Annotated in this window: 17 protein-coding genes; 5 read left to right on the plus strand and 12 right to left on the minus strand. The window is 36.6% G+C overall.

Features of this window, described 5'->3' with window-relative positions; all coding sequences use genetic code 11:
• The first annotated feature begins 101 nt into the window (after positions 1–101).
• A complete protein-coding gene (locus tag ABE099_RS12600; RefSeq protein WP_430031159.1) occupies positions 102–593 on the plus strand; it encodes a cysteine hydrolase family protein in 492 nt (163 codons plus the stop codon).
• Positions 594–658: 65 nt separating this feature from the next.
• Here ABE099_RS12600 and ABE099_RS12605 read toward each other — a convergent pair whose 3' ends face one another.
• Positions 659–1,135, minus strand: coding sequence for an NTF2 fold immunity protein (locus tag ABE099_RS12605; protein WP_430031161.1), 477 nt, complete (start codon positions 1,133–1,135; stop codon positions 659–661).
• A gap of 130 nt (positions 1,136–1,265) precedes the next feature.
• On the opposite strand from ABE099_RS12605, the gene ABE099_RS12610 reads away from it, so the two are divergent.
• Entirely contained in the window at positions 1,266–2,162 is an 897-nt protein-coding gene (locus ABE099_RS12610; RefSeq protein ID WP_430031163.1) for an ABC transporter ATP-binding protein, read from the plus strand.
• Entirely contained in the window at positions 2,159–2,944 is a 786-nt protein-coding gene (locus ABE099_RS12615; RefSeq protein ID WP_430031165.1) for an ABC transporter permease, read from the plus strand. The genes ABE099_RS12610 and ABE099_RS12615 overlap by 4 nt, the downstream gene beginning before the upstream one ends.
• A gap of 44 nt (positions 2,945–2,988) precedes the next feature.
• Here the strand turns inward: ABE099_RS12615 and ABE099_RS12620 are convergent, their stop codons facing one another.
• From ABE099_RS12620 to ABE099_RS12650, 7 genes are all read right to left on the minus strand, one after another.
• Complete coding sequence (locus ABE099_RS12620) at positions 2,989–3,591, minus strand: response regulator (protein ID WP_430031167.1); 603 nt, start codon at positions 3,589–3,591, stop codon at positions 2,989–2,991.
• A complete protein-coding gene (locus ABE099_RS12625) occupies positions 3,572–5,263 on the minus strand; it encodes a hypothetical protein (RefSeq protein WP_430031169.1) in 1,692 nt (563 codons plus the stop codon). The genes ABE099_RS12620 and ABE099_RS12625 overlap by 20 nt, the downstream gene beginning before the upstream one ends.
• Positions 5,264–5,581: 318 nt before the next feature.
• Entirely contained in the window at positions 5,582–6,061 is a 480-nt protein-coding gene (locus ABE099_RS12630; RefSeq protein ID WP_430031171.1) for a GNAT family N-acetyltransferase, read from the minus strand.
• Between the two features lie 62 nt (positions 6,062–6,123).
• A complete protein-coding gene (locus tag ABE099_RS12635) occupies positions 6,124–7,614 on the minus strand; it encodes an alpha/beta hydrolase family protein (protein WP_430031173.1) in 1,491 nt (496 codons plus the stop codon).
• A gap of 200 nt (positions 7,615–7,814) precedes the next feature.
• Positions 7,815–8,591: a DUF1295 domain-containing protein gene (locus ABE099_RS12640; protein WP_430031175.1), complete on the minus strand. Its 777-nt coding sequence runs from the start codon at positions 8,589–8,591 to the stop codon at positions 7,815–7,817.
• The gene (locus ABE099_RS12645) at positions 8,578–10,425 is read right to left on the minus strand and encodes a DegV family protein (protein ID WP_430031177.1); all 1,848 of its coding nucleotides are present in this window, start codon (positions 10,423–10,425) and stop codon (positions 8,578–8,580) included. The genes ABE099_RS12640 and ABE099_RS12645 overlap by 14 nt, the downstream gene beginning before the upstream one ends.
• A gap of 4 nt (positions 10,426–10,429) precedes the next feature.
• Positions 10,430–10,819: a DUF2177 family protein gene (locus tag ABE099_RS12650; protein ID WP_210091270.1), complete on the minus strand. Its 390-nt coding sequence runs from the start codon at positions 10,817–10,819 to the stop codon at positions 10,430–10,432.
• 177 nt (positions 10,820–10,996) lie between these two features.
• Here ABE099_RS12650 and ABE099_RS12655 point away from each other — a divergent pair, with 177 nt between their 5' ends.
• A complete protein-coding gene (locus ABE099_RS12655; RefSeq protein WP_430031179.1) occupies positions 10,997–11,575 on the plus strand; it encodes a TetR/AcrR family transcriptional regulator in 579 nt (192 codons plus the stop codon).
• 389 nt (positions 11,576–11,964) lie between these two features.
• Here ABE099_RS12655 and ABE099_RS12660 read toward each other — a convergent pair whose 3' ends face one another.
• Together ABE099_RS12660 and ABE099_RS12665 are read right to left on the minus strand one after the other, a co-directional pair.
• Complete coding sequence (locus tag ABE099_RS12660; protein WP_430031181.1) at positions 11,965–12,462, minus strand: LURP-one-related/scramblase family protein; 498 nt, start codon at positions 12,460–12,462, stop codon at positions 11,965–11,967.
• Positions 12,463–12,552: 90 nt separating this feature from the next.
• The gene (locus tag ABE099_RS12665) at positions 12,553–13,272 is read right to left on the minus strand and encodes an HAD family hydrolase (RefSeq protein ID WP_430031183.1); all 720 of its coding nucleotides are present in this window, start codon (positions 13,270–13,272) and stop codon (positions 12,553–12,555) included.
• 393 nt (positions 13,273–13,665) lie between these two features.
• Between ABE099_RS12665 and ABE099_RS12670 the strand changes: the two genes are divergently transcribed.
• Positions 13,666–14,583 (plus strand): endo-1,4-beta-xylanase, encoded by a 918-nt coding sequence (locus ABE099_RS12670; protein ID WP_430031566.1) that lies wholly within the window; start codon positions 13,666–13,668, stop codon positions 14,581–14,583.
• A 157-nt stretch (positions 14,584–14,740) separates the two neighbouring features.
• On the opposite strand, the gene ABE099_RS12675 is transcribed toward ABE099_RS12670, so the two are convergent.
• Entirely contained in the window at positions 14,741–15,223 is a 483-nt protein-coding gene (locus ABE099_RS12675) for a YehR family protein (protein WP_430031185.1), read from the minus strand.
• A gap of 231 nt (positions 15,224–15,454) precedes the next feature.
• Positions 15,455–15,913: a YehR family lipoprotein gene (locus tag ABE099_RS12680; RefSeq protein ID WP_430031187.1), complete on the minus strand. Its 459-nt coding sequence runs from the start codon at positions 15,911–15,913 to the stop codon at positions 15,455–15,457.
• Positions 15,914–16,009 lie beyond the last annotated feature (96 nt).

Genomic DNA, 16,009 nt, shown 5'->3' on the forward strand with positions numbered 1-16,009 from the left:
ACCATTTCATTGCTCCACAATCCCTCTTTCCTCGTTCAGTATCTCATTGAAGATTCACCACTACTTTTAAATATGAGCCAACTTATTCAGGAGGGGAAAATATGGCTGATGTACTTGTTGTGATTGATATGCAAAATGGGGTTAATTCAGAAAGTGAACCTTTGTACAGGTTAAAAGATGTTATTCATGGGATTAATGATCGTATCGCTAGTTATCGGGAACAGAATTTACCGATTATTTTTATTCAGCATACAGGTGAAGGGTTACCTATCACAAGTAAAGACTTTGAAATTTTCGCAGACATCAATATAAGTGAAAACGATATTTATGTTACGAAAACACATGCAAACTCCTTTTTCCACACCACATTAAAGGATGAACTGGACAAGCTAGGTGTAACAAGCATTGAGTTTTGTGGGGCACAAACACAATTTTGTGTAGATACAACCATTCGTTTTGCACATGGTCTTGGATATTCTCTGTTTATGAAACAAGGATTACATACTACAACAGATAATGATTTGTTATCCGCAGAAACAATTATGAAGCATCATGAGAGTCTTTGGAATCGTCGTTTTTTAACCTTTATATAGATTGGCTCTGATAGCAGTAACATTAGCTACACAGTCAATTTTCACTTTTATTTATTGGGTAAGCCTTATCTGGTTCCATACATCATGATAAGCTTGCCCTCTTCTTTTGTAAGAGCAATATAAATCACTCCACCAAATGTACCCGCAGGGAGCGAACCCTCCACGATCCATGCTTCGGCAATTGGATTAAAGCTAATCGCAAATGGGGTATCCTCTAAAAACAGTGGGTGTGTCTGTGCTAAATAAGGAAAAATGGCTTGGGCTACAGCATGCTCATCTGAAAGTTCTCCAAATGTAGTGTGATCCCCTAAACGATCCTGCTGTGATAATCGATCAATATCTGCAAAATACAGCTCATATTTACCAATCAGCGTTTCATCATCTATATTACGATGGACAAGACCGTATTGTATGGTCTTCTTTACGTTATAAACCTTACTTTTACTCTTCTTCTTCTCTTCAACCTCAACCGTAATGTGATTCACACGAAGCTTATCTCGCTCGGCCTCCTGTGCTTTAAGCATCATTTGCCACTTTTCCATATGCCCCATCCCGCTCCCCCTCCCAATTGACTATATTTGCACAAATTACTCATGCTCCCCTGCTACGATTACTATAAAATAAATCATGTAAGCAAGCTATATTATATTTTAAAGGTAAGGAGCAGATCACATGTTATTAAATCTAAAAGACGTATCCATACGTTATCATAAAGCAGATAAAAATGCAGTCACTGGCGTATCCTTTTCCATAGAGGAAAATAGCATTGTATCCATCGTGGGACATAACGGAGCAGGTAAAAGTACGCTGATTCAAGCCATCATGCAAAATTTAAACTATGCCGGCTCAATTACATATGGATTTGATAAAAATGAACTATATAAATACATTAGAGTGCAAACTCAGACCTCTACGTTCGAAAAAAATGCAAAGGTAAAGGATATTATTCAGCTTTACATTGAACTGTTAGATAGTCAAGAAACGGTGGATAAACTGTTGCAAAGTGTGCAAATGCTCCCTTTTAAAAATGCTTATCTTGAGAAGCTATCTGGTGGGGAGAAACAAAAAATTGCGGTATTATTAGCGACGATCGGCAAACCGAAGCTTATTATTTTAGATGAGCTAACAACAGGACTTGATGTCATGTCTCGCAGAATGATATGGGATTTACTGAACAAAATTCGTAAGGAAAAAGGGATTAGCATTTTGTTAACAAGCCATTTCCTAGATGAGGTTGAGTACTTATCTGATTATGTCATTGTGATGGAGCAAGGTGCGATCAAGCTACAAGGCACAGTACGAGATATTATTGATAATGCTTTTGCGAAGCAAAAACTAGCCACCTGTCTTGTGGATTCAAGCTTTAGATTTACGAACCTGAAATATGCCTATAAACAGCAGAGTAATAAACTCATGATAGAGTACAAAGAAGATGATGAAAAAGACGTGTTTGATAACCTAAAAATTTGTGGTGGCTACGATATCCAGTTACAGCAAAGGACGTTCGAAGATGCTTTTCTTAAAGTGATTGGTTATGAGTTGGATGAGAAAGGGGAAACAAAATCATGAATATGCAAAAGAGACTATTCAGCTTAACAAAATATAATCTTAAACTTTTATTTAGAGATAAATCCTCTGTGCTTATGGCATTTCTCATGCCAATCGGATTTTATATTTTATTTGGATATATGCTTCAAAATGTAGAGTTTAGCGGATCAGCATTATCTGATCTCCTCGTTCCATTATACATCATTATTATTATAGGAAATGCTGTCATTAGTGTATTTGGTGCATTTTATGTCCAAGCGAAAGAAAGTGGTAATTTGCAAAAGTTTAAGTTTATGGGTGTCAGTGAGCTTTGCTTCTCAATCACGTTATTCATTGCTACATTCACATTTCAGCTTGTCGTTATTTTAGCTTTTATTATATTCACTTATTTTTACAATGGCACCGTATTCCCAATGCAAAATCTAATCCCTATTGTTATAACTATTTTAGTAATTGAAATTTTCCATTTTGCGATTACGTTCTTTTTAACATCAATTTTAAGAAAGGCATCGATCTATAACCCAATTTCTTTAGCCTTTTACATGTTTCAAATGTTCCTTGGTGGTCTAACATTTCCTATCGAAATGTTCCCTCAGTTTTTGCAAAAAATAATTTATTATATTAATCCTATCGTATACGGACGTAACGCCCTGCTGGCGGCATGGACAAATAACCCAGTCATGGGGAACGTGGTGAAAGATAACATAATTTTATTATGTATCTCCCTTGGACTTGTGCTCGTCAGTATTGCCATCCAGCGCTTCATTTTTGCTCAGAAAACCTCGGCGGTGCTCGCACATTAAGAAATTAAAGCTAATGCCGTTGGGATATTGCATCATTTTATTTCTCAACGGTTATTAGCAAGCTTAATCATTCCAAGCTCAATCCCTTTTACGATAGCAGCCACAGTGGAGTTCACCATGAGTTTATCATTTATAGACATGAGATGATTGTTTACAGTGCGTCTACTAATGAATAACTTATCGGCAATTACTTGCTGTGTATCGCCATTACTGGCATACTGCAAAATTTCCTTTTCGCGTGGGGTCAGTTCTTCAACTACATCCTCATCGCCATTTTCCATAAAGATGGTATGGCCTTGCTGAATTTGTCCAATATGATCAATTAGATTTTCGACGGACATATTTTTATCTAAAAACCCTTTTGCCCCCATGCGTTTAGCTTCTGAATGGTACTCATAAAGGTTGTAGCCGGATAGAAAAACCACCTTCATTTCAGGAAAATGGTATAACACTTCTCGGCATACATCGAGTCCACTGTACGTTCCCATATGAATATCCAATAAAATTAAATCAGGCTGCTCTTGCTGAATAATCTCTTGTATATTTTCTGGAGTCTGATAGCATATAAAATCGTCCACATAATTAGCCATCACGATCTCAAGGCTTTTAGCAAACAATTTATGATCGTCAAATAAGAGTATCTTCATATGTTCTCCTTGGTAGTTTCAGAGTAAATAATTTGTAGCTTTCCTGCTGTATCCATTCAAAGCTACCGCCAAGCATGCTTGCCTGGTGTTTCAAGCTTGAAATGCCTAAATGTTTAATTTGGGTCTCCATCTCTTCCTGTTTAATTGGTTTACCATCCTCTCGCATTTCCATAATCCACTGATCCGTAGTATACAGGTGTATCCATATATTTTTTGCTTCTGCATATTTACACGTATTAGCCAGCAGTTCTTGTAGGGTCCGATAAAATAAATAAGTCGTTCCCTCATCCATCTTTTCCATAATGTCGTACTGAATATGTGGATTGGGAATTGTACCATATCGCTTGCGTAACTCATCAGTTAAGATATGTATGTTACGTTCAAAGGATAAATCTAAAAGCGTAGATGGATAAATTTCATGCATTTGAGAGCGTATAGACTCATTTAGATCGGTTAACGTTTCTACTGCTAACTGCTGTAACGCTGGTTGCTCCGTTGGTAATATGGCAACGATATTTTTGGTAGCAATAATATTTTGTAAAATATTATCGTGCAAGTAATAGGTTACTTCCTTACGGAATTGTAGCTCCTTGCTAAAATTTCCACTTTGCTCAGCACCCATCACCTTTAGCTTCTTCACCAGTTCCCACTGATTAAGTCTCTCACTCACATAACGAGCTAATGCATAGGCCATGTAATATTGATGTGGGGTGTAGCTCTGATGGGTATTCGTCTCATGAATACTCAGTAGTACATGTTCAACGTACAGTTGCTTCTTACCCTTTTCGATTAACTCACTAGAATTATGAAAGTAACCGCTACAATAAATACATTCATTTTTATAAATAATTTGAACGCCATCATTTTGAAAAATATCTGCTAGCTTTGAATCGAATCCTGACCAAGACAACTGTTGTTCCTGTTGTCCTAGTGCATCCTCCCACTTTTCCAGAAACCAATCATCTAATTGATTTTGAACAACCTTATATTGTGTGTTGATCACCTTTTGTATAGATAGACAAATAAATACAACAAGTACCGCCAAGACGATACTGATGCTGAAATATAACCCCAACATATTTTCCCCATTATAAACCCACTTATAGCTAGCTACGGAATAACCTAATAATACAACTAGCATCGTTAAGAAAACGATACTTTTACCGTCAAATACACGATAAAGGGACTTTTTAATCCCTACCGATCCTACAAAGAGCACGTAAATTAAAAAGCTTGTGGGCAAGGTGAAAATTGTATTTTGCTGATAAGGTAACAAAGACGCTGAAGTGACTGCTAAAATCGCTAATATATGTAGTAAGCCAATTATAGCCACATTCCATTTTTGTATCCCACCCATTTCTGAATCAATTACCATCAAAACGATGTATGCAGTACAGGCAATAAATAAAAATGAAATATTTAATGTAAGTGCCATTAATATACTGGCGGATGCTACGCTAAAATAAAGGATTTTAGTCCAATGCTGAACCGAGATTCGAATGGTATAAATTATCGTAGCTATAATAAAAATAAGCCCTGCACTATAAAACAAATACGCAGAAATAGAGTACAGTAAAAACATCCATAAAAAAATATGGATTGGCACATAATATTGTGGTTTAGCATGATGAGTAAAAAATAAATACGTGCACAACAATAAGTTGCCTACCACAAATACAAACAAATAATGTGGGAGTAAAGTAACCATTTTAGTCTGAAATAAGTAGGTTAGTATTAGCACTATGGAATATACAAAAAATAGCATTTTAGTGCTGATAGTATTATTAAATTTAACTGTAAAAGGATGCATAGTCGTCCAACCTTAATCATTAATATGGTGTTGCACTGGTAGCTACGGTGCAGAGGGTGGCTTCGACCCCTCTTACAGCCTGATTTTCTTGAATTTATTTCCCATCAACTACTAATTTCTAAGCTGAGCCTTTTTATTGAAGTATATTTATGGATGGAATTTGATTTTAAGAGACAATCTTCAGAATTTCTCTGGCTCTGCGCTAGTATGGGTTAGTTCACGGTTCAACAGCATTACTAATTCACCTTCTTCGAAGATGTTTGTATCTTTAAAGCCAAAGCTCTCATATAGCTTCTTAGCTATAATATTGTCAGGCTCAATGCTAATTTTAATTTGCTGTTCCGTGTAGCTCTTCCAGATTTCATCTATTATTAATCCTAGAGCTAACTTACCAAATCCTTTGCCCTGATGGCGGTAATCAATCATATATCGCATGATCCATAGTTCGTCTTCATCAATTCCATACATGACAAAGCCAACCATTTCCTCATCCTCATAAATCGCTTTAGTTTCCATTGCAGGCATATATTTAGATTGAGCAATCGAGATCACATTGGAAGCAACAAACTGTTCATTAAGTGTAATCTCTCCATTTGTATTGGTAGTTAAAAATGAAGCCTTGACAACGTTATCCTTCGTTATTTCTTTTAAGTTTATCATAGGTATTCCTCCTCCTTAAATCATAACGTAAACAATATAAAAAAACGACAAGAATTGGATTCTTATCGTTTTGCTTTCTTTGTATATTCGGAGCTAAAATGCACTTCTGGATACTGGTTAGATGCACCATCTAGCAGGTGATTTTCCTCGCCTTTTAAATATTGATCAAAAAATGCGCCCACATAAGATCTAGTAATGTCTATGCTATGCACCGAATCCATTTCTTTAGAAAACAGTATCGGTGAAACTAATGCAATATCGGTGAAGCTTTGGTGATAAAAATGGTCTACGATTAAGTAGTAGGTATCATTTGTGCTCTTTTTCATGACGGATTGTAAATCTGGTAAAAATTCTTCATAGGAAACAGCTTCCTTCACGCCTGAGTTAGGATCCAGACTTTGCTCTGTTTTGCCCGACATGATGTACATGAATGGTTGCTTTAGCCCCTTCTGAGCGACAGTGCCCCAAAATCCCCCCTCCAAGCTGACACCAGCTTTAATTCGTTCGTCTTGTGCCATCGTTTCGACGGTGGTTGCTCCACCATAAGAGTGTCCAAACATACCAATCTCATCTAGATTTAATCGGTTAGCTAATAAGCTATCTTGTTTATTCCAAATTTCTAGCTGATCTAATATAAATTTAGCATCGTTTGCGCGGATCGATACGCCCTCCACATTGCTATCATATAGCTCTTTCGAGGTATCAAAATCTGGATTTGGTGTATAAAACGTATCTTTTCCATTGGTTAACTCCACATGCGCAGACGTGTATGGATGATCCATCCCAACCACAATATAACCTCTGCTAACAAGCTCCTCAATGGCGGTCATACTTTGAAAACGTGTTGAACGAACACCTGGAGAAAATAAAACAACAGGATAACTTTGTTGTGTATCGGATAGCTTTGCATTAGCAACAACATGGGTATCAATGAGTGAAACATGGCTAAATAGTTGCTTTGGTAAACCAAACACTAAGCTAACCGCTTCACCAATTTGCGGTGGGAATGACTCTCTTGCCTGTTGCTTTATTTCAGCTTTGTCCACTGGATACCATACATTAATGGCAACCTCACGTTTAACATTTCCCGCCGGATCTCCATTTAGAGTCTCTGTCCGTGTTTCATCTGTTAAGTTTTTAGAAATGGTTCCTATTGCATAATCTCCGCTAGGCTCTGGCATTGTAAATATAGGTAGTAATGAGCTAAACACAGTAGCCGCTGCAAGTAGTACAACTAAAATTAATGTACTTAAGCTTTTTAACGTAAGCTGTACAGATCGTTTTACTTTTCTTGTTCCATTTGCAGGCTGTTCATATTTAACTATCTTATAAATAAGAGAAGCGACCACGATCACTAAAACAACATATGCAGGGATCATTTGCACACGTACATGTTCAATTATGGCATGCAGTCCAAAAACAACAATCAAACTGCTCAACACGCCAACGTAAAATTTCTTACTTTGATTAACTTTGTTACCTTTACTTCCCCATACAATTAAAATTGAAGCTACGAGTAGAAGAAGGATACTCATTATTTCTAATATTCTCATTATGATTCTCCACCTTTTTATTTTATTACTGACTAGCTATAGCTGATCTACGGCTAATCCATTACTTATCTAATCCTAGTATAAAGGTTGAAGTATACTTCAATGTCAAGGTGCTAGGTAGGCAAAAAAAGAAGACTGGATTCCAGCCTTCCTCAATTCATGTTTTATTATGCTGTTTGTTCATACTCTTCTGCTATATATTATTTCGCAATTTCTTTTGTACCAATCCAAGGTATAAACCGCGGAGTTTTAGCTGCATAAGCTTGATAATCCTCACGCTCTTTATATTTACGCTCTAAGAGTGGAATACCAGATACTTTGTTAATGAGGAGTGTAATCAGAATTGGTGAAATGATACCGATCCATGATCCGCTACCTTGTAGCGTAGCAATGAATACCCCCCACCAAAATACGACTTCGCCAAAATAGTTAGGGTGACGTGTGATCGACCATAATCCCTGCGTCATCAGCTTGCCTTTATTAGCAGGATTTTGCTTAAACTTTTTCAATTGATAGTCACCAATCGTCTCAAATAACAAGCCAATTAACGCAATAATGACACCTATAGCTAAGGTCCAAACATTCATTTCTAAATCAAGCTCAGTTACACGCATGGAAGAGAACATCATCAAATATAACAACACGCCTTGCAGTACAAACACATTTAAAAAAGCTTTAAGTCGAGGGTAATTATTTCCCCAACGTTTACGAAGATTGACGTAGCGATAGTCTTCAGGCTTATTCCAATTTCGACCTGCTAAATAAATCCCAAGACGCAATCCCCAAACCACGACAAGTCCTAGACTTAGTGTTGCCTGCAATTTCGGCTGGTAAATAAAAATAAGATTAAGTGCAACAACACTCATACCAAGTCCCCAAGCAATATCCACTAAACCATAGTTTTTCTGCTTTTCACAAATCCAAAACCAAATTAAGAAAAAAACAAGTACAATTGCAGCTACATTAAGATAAATCATGTATATCCTCCTTGTAAATGACTGCCACTGCGGTTGCATTTCTACCTGCACTTAGTGCAATAATGGAAGAGGTTGTTGTTACGTAGTCTACTGGAATGCCTTCCGCTTCAAAATAGGTTGCCCATTTATTTGCATCCTCCGCGCTTGTTGTATACCCGATCGCAATGCGTTCAATAAATTTTTTATTTTTAAGGATAATCTTCTTAATTTTTTTCTGATTGCCTGATGTAGTGAACCCGATATGTGCAAGTGCACCACTGCCCATTGAATCTAGTTTAACAATCGGTTTAAGCTGAAGCTTTTTCACGATTTTCCCTAGCCGCTGTGGTATTCGCCCTGAAGTGATCATTGGTGCTAGATCAGATACAGATACATAAATTGCTGCTCGATCACGAGCCTCCATAATGCTTTGCTGAATATGCTCAAAAGGCATATCTGCCCCAACGTATTGGATCGCTTTTTGTACAAGTAGCCCTTGGGCGATGGAATTTAACCTTGAATCGATAACAGCGGTATGAAGTGGGCCCTTGTAGGACTCCAATGCTTTAAAAATACCTTGATATACACCACTAAGCTTAGAAGAAACGGTAATAAAAAGTACATTTTCATAGCTTGACTCCAAGCCATCCAGCATCCGTAAAATTTGAGCTTGCGTCATCATCGAGCTTGACACGGTATGCTGTTCATCCTCTGCTAAATCCACCACTTTTTGATTGCTCATCGTAATTTTATCTAAATGCTCTACATCATCTACAAGAATCGTTAAAGGAATAATATGAATGTTATGCTCATCAATAAGATGCTGCGGAATATCTGCAATAGAGTCAGTGACGATCGCAGTTTTGGCTGTATTTACATGTGCATCATAATATTGCTGCTTCATATCGTCTGCTTTAATATGTGTAATCGGCCCAAGCTGCTCCATTCGTGGAACGACCTCTTGTGGGACATCAGTATGCAAATGAATACGAGTACTAGCTACGCCAGTAGCAACAACTAAAGAATCTCCAAACTCCTGAACTAATGGCATCACTTCTGCCGCACTATGTCCACCTTCAATGACCATCTCCATGCAATAACGTAGCACTGGTGCATGATCAGCATGAACTTCATGATGAGCTTCAGTATGAATATGTTCATCCATCGCTAAGCCCATTTCAATCTCTTCACTAAATTCGAGCTCCTCTTCTTCACCCAGTAGAGCATCTGTTAAGCCAGCAATAAATTCATAAAAGCCTTGTGCTCCAGCATCCATCACCCCATGCTTACGTAAAATAGGGTGTACGGTTTTAGTATCCTGTAACGTAACATAAGCTTCTTGCTTTGCAGACATTAAGGTCTCCGATAAAGGTGCTGTGCCAAACGATGAGTATAACGAGTTTGCCCATGATTTCATCACAGATAACATCGTTCCTTCTTGAGGATCAAATACGGCTTGAAAGGCATCTGTCACTGCATGATAAAATGCGGTCACTAGCGCCTCATTGGATTCACCATTGCTAGGGCGATAATTTTTTGCGACCCCATTAATGTATTGTGCAAAAATCATACCTGAGTTCCCTTTAGCTCCAATCAGTGCTTGTTTGGCAATGGCGTGTAACGTATCACTAACTGTCTCATGTCTGTTGCTAAGTGCTGACAAAATCGAACGCATTAAAGACACAAGATTATTCCCAGTATCACTATCTGCAACAGGAAATACGTTAAGTCGATTTAAATCGTTACGAACGAGAATGACACGTTGTGCCCCTCTCTTTATTGCTTTCATTAAAGCCCCACTATTTAAATCTTCATTGCTCAAAGCACCATACGTTAACGTTTGATTATTTAACATGATGTTAAAACCCCTTCATCATCCATTTCGTAATTAAGGCTGTTGCACTCGTTACAAATCCACCCCAAACGATATCAAGCACAGTTACTTTCCAAGACCAACCGTTAATGGTTGCGAGGTTAGTAAGATCATAGGTGGCATAACAAATGACACCAAAGAAAAATCCACTAAAAATGATTTGTCCATATCCTTTTGCATCTAAGTTAGGAGCGATTACAAAATAGATCATCGCTACGATAAAAAGCACATAAAAAATAGCTGCAGGTAAAAAATTCACTTTGCCAAGCAAGGGACCTAATTCCTTTTGGTAAAAAGATTTTGCGATGAATGCCAACCATATCCCATCAATCACCAAAAAAACAAAGGTAGCGATCCCGAATAATTTAAGATACAATTTGATCATCCCTCCTTGAACTTATCAAGTGATAAGTTGTGATAAATTGAGTTTAACACAATATTTATTTGTTGGGTAGCCTTAAGTTTGAATTAAATTGAGATTTATGTGAGCGAAGAGGCTTGCCTAAATTTGTATATCCTGCTTAAAATAAAAATAATGAAATGAGGTGACGTCTTGAATCCAGATATGCGGCAACAAATTATAAATACAGCAACACAGCTCTTTATGAATCAAGGTTATTCTGCAACATCAACAAGACAAATTGCTAAAATACTTGATATTACACAACCTGCTATTTACCATCATTTTAGTAACAAAGAAGCGATTTATATCGAGGTTTTATCCTGCTTTGCGATTGAGGTAGGTGGAGAATTACAAAAGATACTGAATGAAAATGGTACTCCCGATCTAACGTTGAAGCGGATGGGACGTTACTTGAAAAGCCAGCATCCTATGAATTTTTCTCTGATGATGCATGATATGGATACTGAAATATCAGCTGAAGCAAGAAAAGAACTTTTTAAAATTTGGCAAGGCAATTATTTCTCACCGTTTATTCAATTTTTTCATTCTATTCAAGCCTTGCTGAATCCGAGAATCGAAGTGGATACTGTATCCCGCCATTTTTTGCGTATTTTATCTGCATACATCAACGATGAGTCCCATAATAAACAAGCCGATGCGCTTGCGATTGATACAATGGTGGATATTTTTTTATATGGCGTGATGGAACCTCACTCAAATAATAATTAAACGTAGGGCAACAAAGTTAAGCATTCTATGGAGAAGGTAAATAAATGAAGCTCGAGATGAGCTTGGAAGATTTGTTAGAGAAGCATAAAAAAACTAAGAAGCTTTGCTTTAAGGCTTCTTAGCTCTAATAATAATTGCAGTATAAAATCAGGCTCAATCTTAAAATCGGTACTTGACAATAAGCTAACGAAGCGAAGGAGCAGGGAGATGGTGGAGAAGCGAACGCGGCCGCCTTTAAGGTCACACTTTCATCCATTCAACACAGGTTATAAAGAAAATGGGACCTTAACAGCGGTTGAAGCCACTCCCTGCTACGTAGCCTCTTACTTCATAGATTGTCAAGAACCGATCTCTGTGTTGAGCCTAAAATCAATGAATAAAGTTTTGCGTTACGATGAGGAAGAAGAATGGGATGAATGCTCATCTGCCTTAACACAATCAATGGCTATGACCAAGGCGATGATCAGTTCCTCATATTGCTCGTCAAGGATTGATATCGTATACGTATCCGCAAGTTTAAACCATTCTTTTTTAATACTAGCAATCGTTTGACCTCCCCTAGATACGGAGAAATCCATGTCCCACCAGTTCCCCTGAACCTCCAATCCTGCTGCATAAATGTTGTACCGTGCTTTAAAAAAGGAAAACTCTTTTTCGATCATTCCAATTTCCCGACCATGACTGTTTATATAAAACTTAGGTAGGAAGCTAAACACCTTTTTTGTAATCTCTGCAACTTCATATCCTTGCGTATTTGTAATGGTAAACGATTTAGGAATTTTCATGAAGCTTCCCTCTACAAAATAGCAAGGTTGCTGGGATTCATCCATCACCGTAAATTTTTCGCCTAAAGAAAATAGCTTTTGTTTGACATACAATGTTTTCATTCAAAAACTCCTCTCTCTTCTCACACTTATAATTAAAAACTTAGAAGTTGAAAAAATTGGACTTCAAAACTTAAAGAGCTAATCCTTCATCTAAAGCTCCGCCTCAAGCACTTCAAGTACCGCAGCATAATGATCAAAGGCATAATATGCCTTTTCATTAATTTCTTTTCGCTCATGATTAGAGTATTTGTCATACATCGCCACAACCTCAATACCTGCACGATTCGCCGCATCTACACCAATCAATGAGTCCTCGAAAATAAGACATTCTTCTGGTCTAACATTGAATTCACCCATCACTTTATAATATATTTCAGGATTAGGTTTAATTTCTGTGACATCCTCCCTTGTATAGATTTTTGAAAAAAACTGATCTAAAGGTGCCTTGTTTATTATGTTTTGATTTAGAGTACGATAAATATCTATGACGGATTTTTTGGTTGTGGTTGTAATGATTAATGTAAGCCCACCTTTTTTTAATTTAGCAAGCACCTTCTCAACGTCCTTTTTATAATTAACCTCATTTGTTAAAAAATCATTCGCAATTTCATAACGCAGCTTGACAACTTCCTCAGCAGTTAACTGAGAACTATATTTTTCTTTTAAATATTCACAATATTTCAAATAAGGATTAGCAGCACTACTAAACTGTCGTAACACTGTATCCCGTTGTACCTGCACTTCTTCACTGCCGACCTCAGCTCCACCAAGCTGAGCAATAAGCTTACGATCTACTTCGTTCCATATCCCCACTGAATCAATCAATGTTCCATCCATATCAAAGAAAACTACCTTCTTATTTTTAAACATATTTATTCTCCATTTCATAGTTCTGTTATCTAATATTTTAACACCATTTAATATATAAACAGCTTCAGTTTATTTGATTTATATTATTCTCTACATATCAAACATACTTTTTTTAGTTAAATTAATATTTTTCTAGTAAAAATTTACCTAAACTACTTCCATAAACAACCATTAATAGGTTATAATGTTTTTGAAAGTGCTTTCATTTAATGTTTATAAATAAAGAAGAGGTGGTAAGTGCCGGTAACCACGGTGCACAGCTCAAAGGTTATGACTGACAGTAGGCAGTAGTTAAACAGCAGGCATTAACATAAATAAGTAACTTACAAATTATAAGGAGGTATAATCATTATGTTTAAAAAGAAATGGGTAAAACAAGCCACGACATTGCTCATGTTGGTTGCCATGTTCGCAACGCTCCTACCTGCGAGCGCTAATGCAGGATTGGCAAGAGGTGATAAATTTTTAGGGAATATTTTCGCTAATAATCCACCATCTAATTTTGCAGTGTACTGGAATCAAGTCACTCCTGAAAACGCTACCAAATGGGGGTCTGTTGAAGGTAATCGTAATAATATGAACTGGGGCGGCGCAGATATTGCCTATAATTATGCTAAAAATAACAGAATGCCTTTCAAGTTTCATACTTTAGTTTGGGGTGCTCAAGAGCCAAACTGGGTTAAAAATCTAAATGCTAATGATCAACGTGCAGAGGTGACTCAATGGATTAGAGCCGCTGGTCAACGTTATCCGAACACAGCATTTGTAGATGTAGTTAATGAGCCATTACACCAAAAACCTTCTTATCGTAATGCAATCGGTGGTGACGGAGCTACAGGCTGGGATTGGGTAATCTGGTCCTTCCAACAAGCTAGACAAGCATTCCCGAATGCTAAGCTACACCTTAATGACTATGGTATTATCAATGATCCTAATGCAGCATCCCGATTCATCAATATCGCAAATATTTTAAAGAGCAGAGGCTTAATTGATGGAATTGGTATTCAAGCTCATCATTTCAGTATGAATAACGTTTCTACGCAAACGATGAATCAAGTACTAGGCATGTTAGCTGGAACAGGTCTACCCATTTATGTAACAGAGCTTGACATGACTGGAGACGATAACACTCAATTGCAAAGATACCAACAAAAATTCCCAATTTTATGGAAACACCCTGCGGTTAAAGGGATTACATTATGGGGATATATTGAAGGCCAAACATGGGAACCAGGTACTCACTTAATCCGCAGTAACGGAACTGAGCGTCCTGCTATGCAATGGTTGAAGCAATATATGAGCCAAAACTAGAATGAATTAAATCATTTTGACGATGTAATAAACATGAAAAACTTGTATGAAAAAAGAGAAGGGGATATTACCTGCTGACGGTAGTGTCCCTTCTCTTATTTTGTCAATAAAATATATTGTTGTTATGCTATTAAGCGATTAAGTACTATGTATGTAGTTACTTTTTCTCAACATAACCAGACAACTTTAAATCATCTTCTGATTTCTTTAAGCTTACTTTCGCATTTTTACTAGATTCCGGAAAATTAGTTCCCAATTTAGCATTTAATTCCTTAAAGTCAGCTTCTTCATAGTTAACTGATAAAGATTCTGAAGCTTCAGAATCACTATAGGTAATTTTATGCGTAACCCCTTTTACTCCTTTATATTGTTCTACCATTGGATTTAGTAGTTCCTCAGCCTCTTCTTTTGTTGTTACACCTAAAACTGAAAATGGAATCTTACTGTCTGTGCTTTGTTCAATTACAATATCCCCTTGATACTTGTAAGTGATAACCATTGCCACACCATTTTCTTCTTTTTCATATGCCTTAGTTAAAAGCTCACCTTTTCCACAAGCACTTAACACTAATACCAACACCATCAAGCATAGAACAGAACTCATTGTTTTCTTTTTCATTGTTGTCTTTTCCCCAATCATTTAAATTTTAAATAAATATACAATTATAAACCTCACTTTCCAATTTTTTATTAACATTTCAAAGTATAACAAAATAAAAAGTAAACTAGTATATTAAAAGTCATACTATGTTAGCGTAAAAACCAGCAATAAAAAGGCTGGAAAACCTTATTTAGGTCTCCCAGCCTTTTTCTATTCATGTATCTTCATTTACTACAGTATATAAAATTAATAGTCATATCATTCACGATACTATTTTTTCTCTGTATATCCCTGACTTTTCAGTAGCTCTTCTGATCTTTTCATACTAATTTTTTTCACATCTTGATTGCTATCAAAACTCATGCCAGGCAAACCTCTTAATTCACTAATATCTGCTTTACTATAATCAAGCTTGATGTTTTCAATCATTTCAGTGTCTTTAATATCAAGGTCATACGTTATCCCCTTAATATTTTGAAATTTCTCTACCAGTGGTTTTACTTGCTTTTCAACCTCTTCTTTGGTTAATCCCATATCACCGAATTTTGTAACACTACGTGATGTTTGCTCAATAACAATATCATTTTGATACTTATACGTGAGTGAAGAGGAAGTACCGTTTACCTCTCTTTCAAAGGTTTTTGTCAAGGTTTCCCCTTTCCCACAAGCTGCTAAAACTGCAATCACAGTAAGCATTAAAAAAACTGTTAAAATCTTCTTCTTTTTCATTCTTAAAACCCCTATTCTTCTTAATTAATTTTCCCACTTTTTTATTACCCACTACAATTTAACTTTAATCACAAAATAATTTATATTCTTTTTGAG

The organism is Paenibacillus turicensis (assembly GCF_050461185.1).
Taxonomy (GTDB): domain Bacteria; phylum Bacillota; class Bacilli; order Paenibacillales; family Paenibacillaceae; genus Fontibacillus; species Fontibacillus turicensis_A.

Excerpts from the sequence above, each read along its gene's own strand:
- ABE099_RS12600 (WP_430031159.1), top strand. The coding sequence starts at position 102 with ATGGCTGATGTACTTGTTGTGATTGATATGCAAAATGGGGTTAATTCA.
- ABE099_RS12605 (WP_430031161.1), bottom strand. The coding sequence starts at position 1,135 with ATGGAAAAGTGGCAAATGATGCTTAAAGCACAGGAGGCCGAGCGAGAT.
- ABE099_RS12610 (WP_430031163.1), top strand. The coding sequence starts at position 1,266 with ATGTTATTAAATCTAAAAGACGTATCCATACGTTATCATAAAGCAGAT.
- ABE099_RS12615 (WP_430031165.1), top strand. The coding sequence starts at position 2,159 with ATGAATATGCAAAAGAGACTATTCAGCTTAACAAAATATAATCTTAAA.
- ABE099_RS12620 (WP_430031167.1), bottom strand. The coding sequence starts at position 3,591 with ATGAAGATACTCTTATTTGACGATCATAAATTGTTTGCTAAAAGCCTT.
- ABE099_RS12630 (WP_430031171.1), bottom strand. The coding sequence starts at position 6,061 with ATGATAAACTTAAAAGAAATAACGAAGGATAACGTTGTCAAGGCTTCA.
- ABE099_RS12635 (WP_430031173.1), bottom strand. The coding sequence starts at position 7,614 with ATGAGAATATTAGAAATAATGAGTATCCTTCTTCTACTCGTAGCTTCA.
- ABE099_RS12640 (WP_430031175.1), bottom strand. The coding sequence starts at position 8,591 with ATGATTTATCTTAATGTAGCTGCAATTGTACTTGTTTTTTTCTTAATT.
- ABE099_RS12645 (WP_430031177.1), bottom strand. The coding sequence starts at position 10,425 with ATGTTAAATAATCAAACGTTAACGTATGGTGCTTTGAGCAATGAAGAT.
- ABE099_RS12660 (WP_430031181.1), bottom strand. The coding sequence starts at position 12,462 with ATGAAAACATTGTATGTCAAACAAAAGCTATTTTCTTTAGGCGAAAAA.
- ABE099_RS12665 (WP_430031183.1), bottom strand. The coding sequence starts at position 13,272 with ATGTTTAAAAATAAGAAGGTAGTTTTCTTTGATATGGATGGAACATTG.
- ABE099_RS12670 (WP_430031566.1), top strand. The coding sequence starts at position 13,666 with ATGTTGGTTGCCATGTTCGCAACGCTCCTACCTGCGAGCGCTAATGCA.
- ABE099_RS12675 (WP_430031185.1), bottom strand. The coding sequence starts at position 15,223 with ATGATTGGGGAAAAGACAACAATGAAAAAGAAAACAATGAGTTCTGTT.
- ABE099_RS12680 (WP_430031187.1), bottom strand. The coding sequence starts at position 15,913 with ATGAAAAAGAAGAAGATTTTAACAGTTTTTTTAATGCTTACTGTGATT.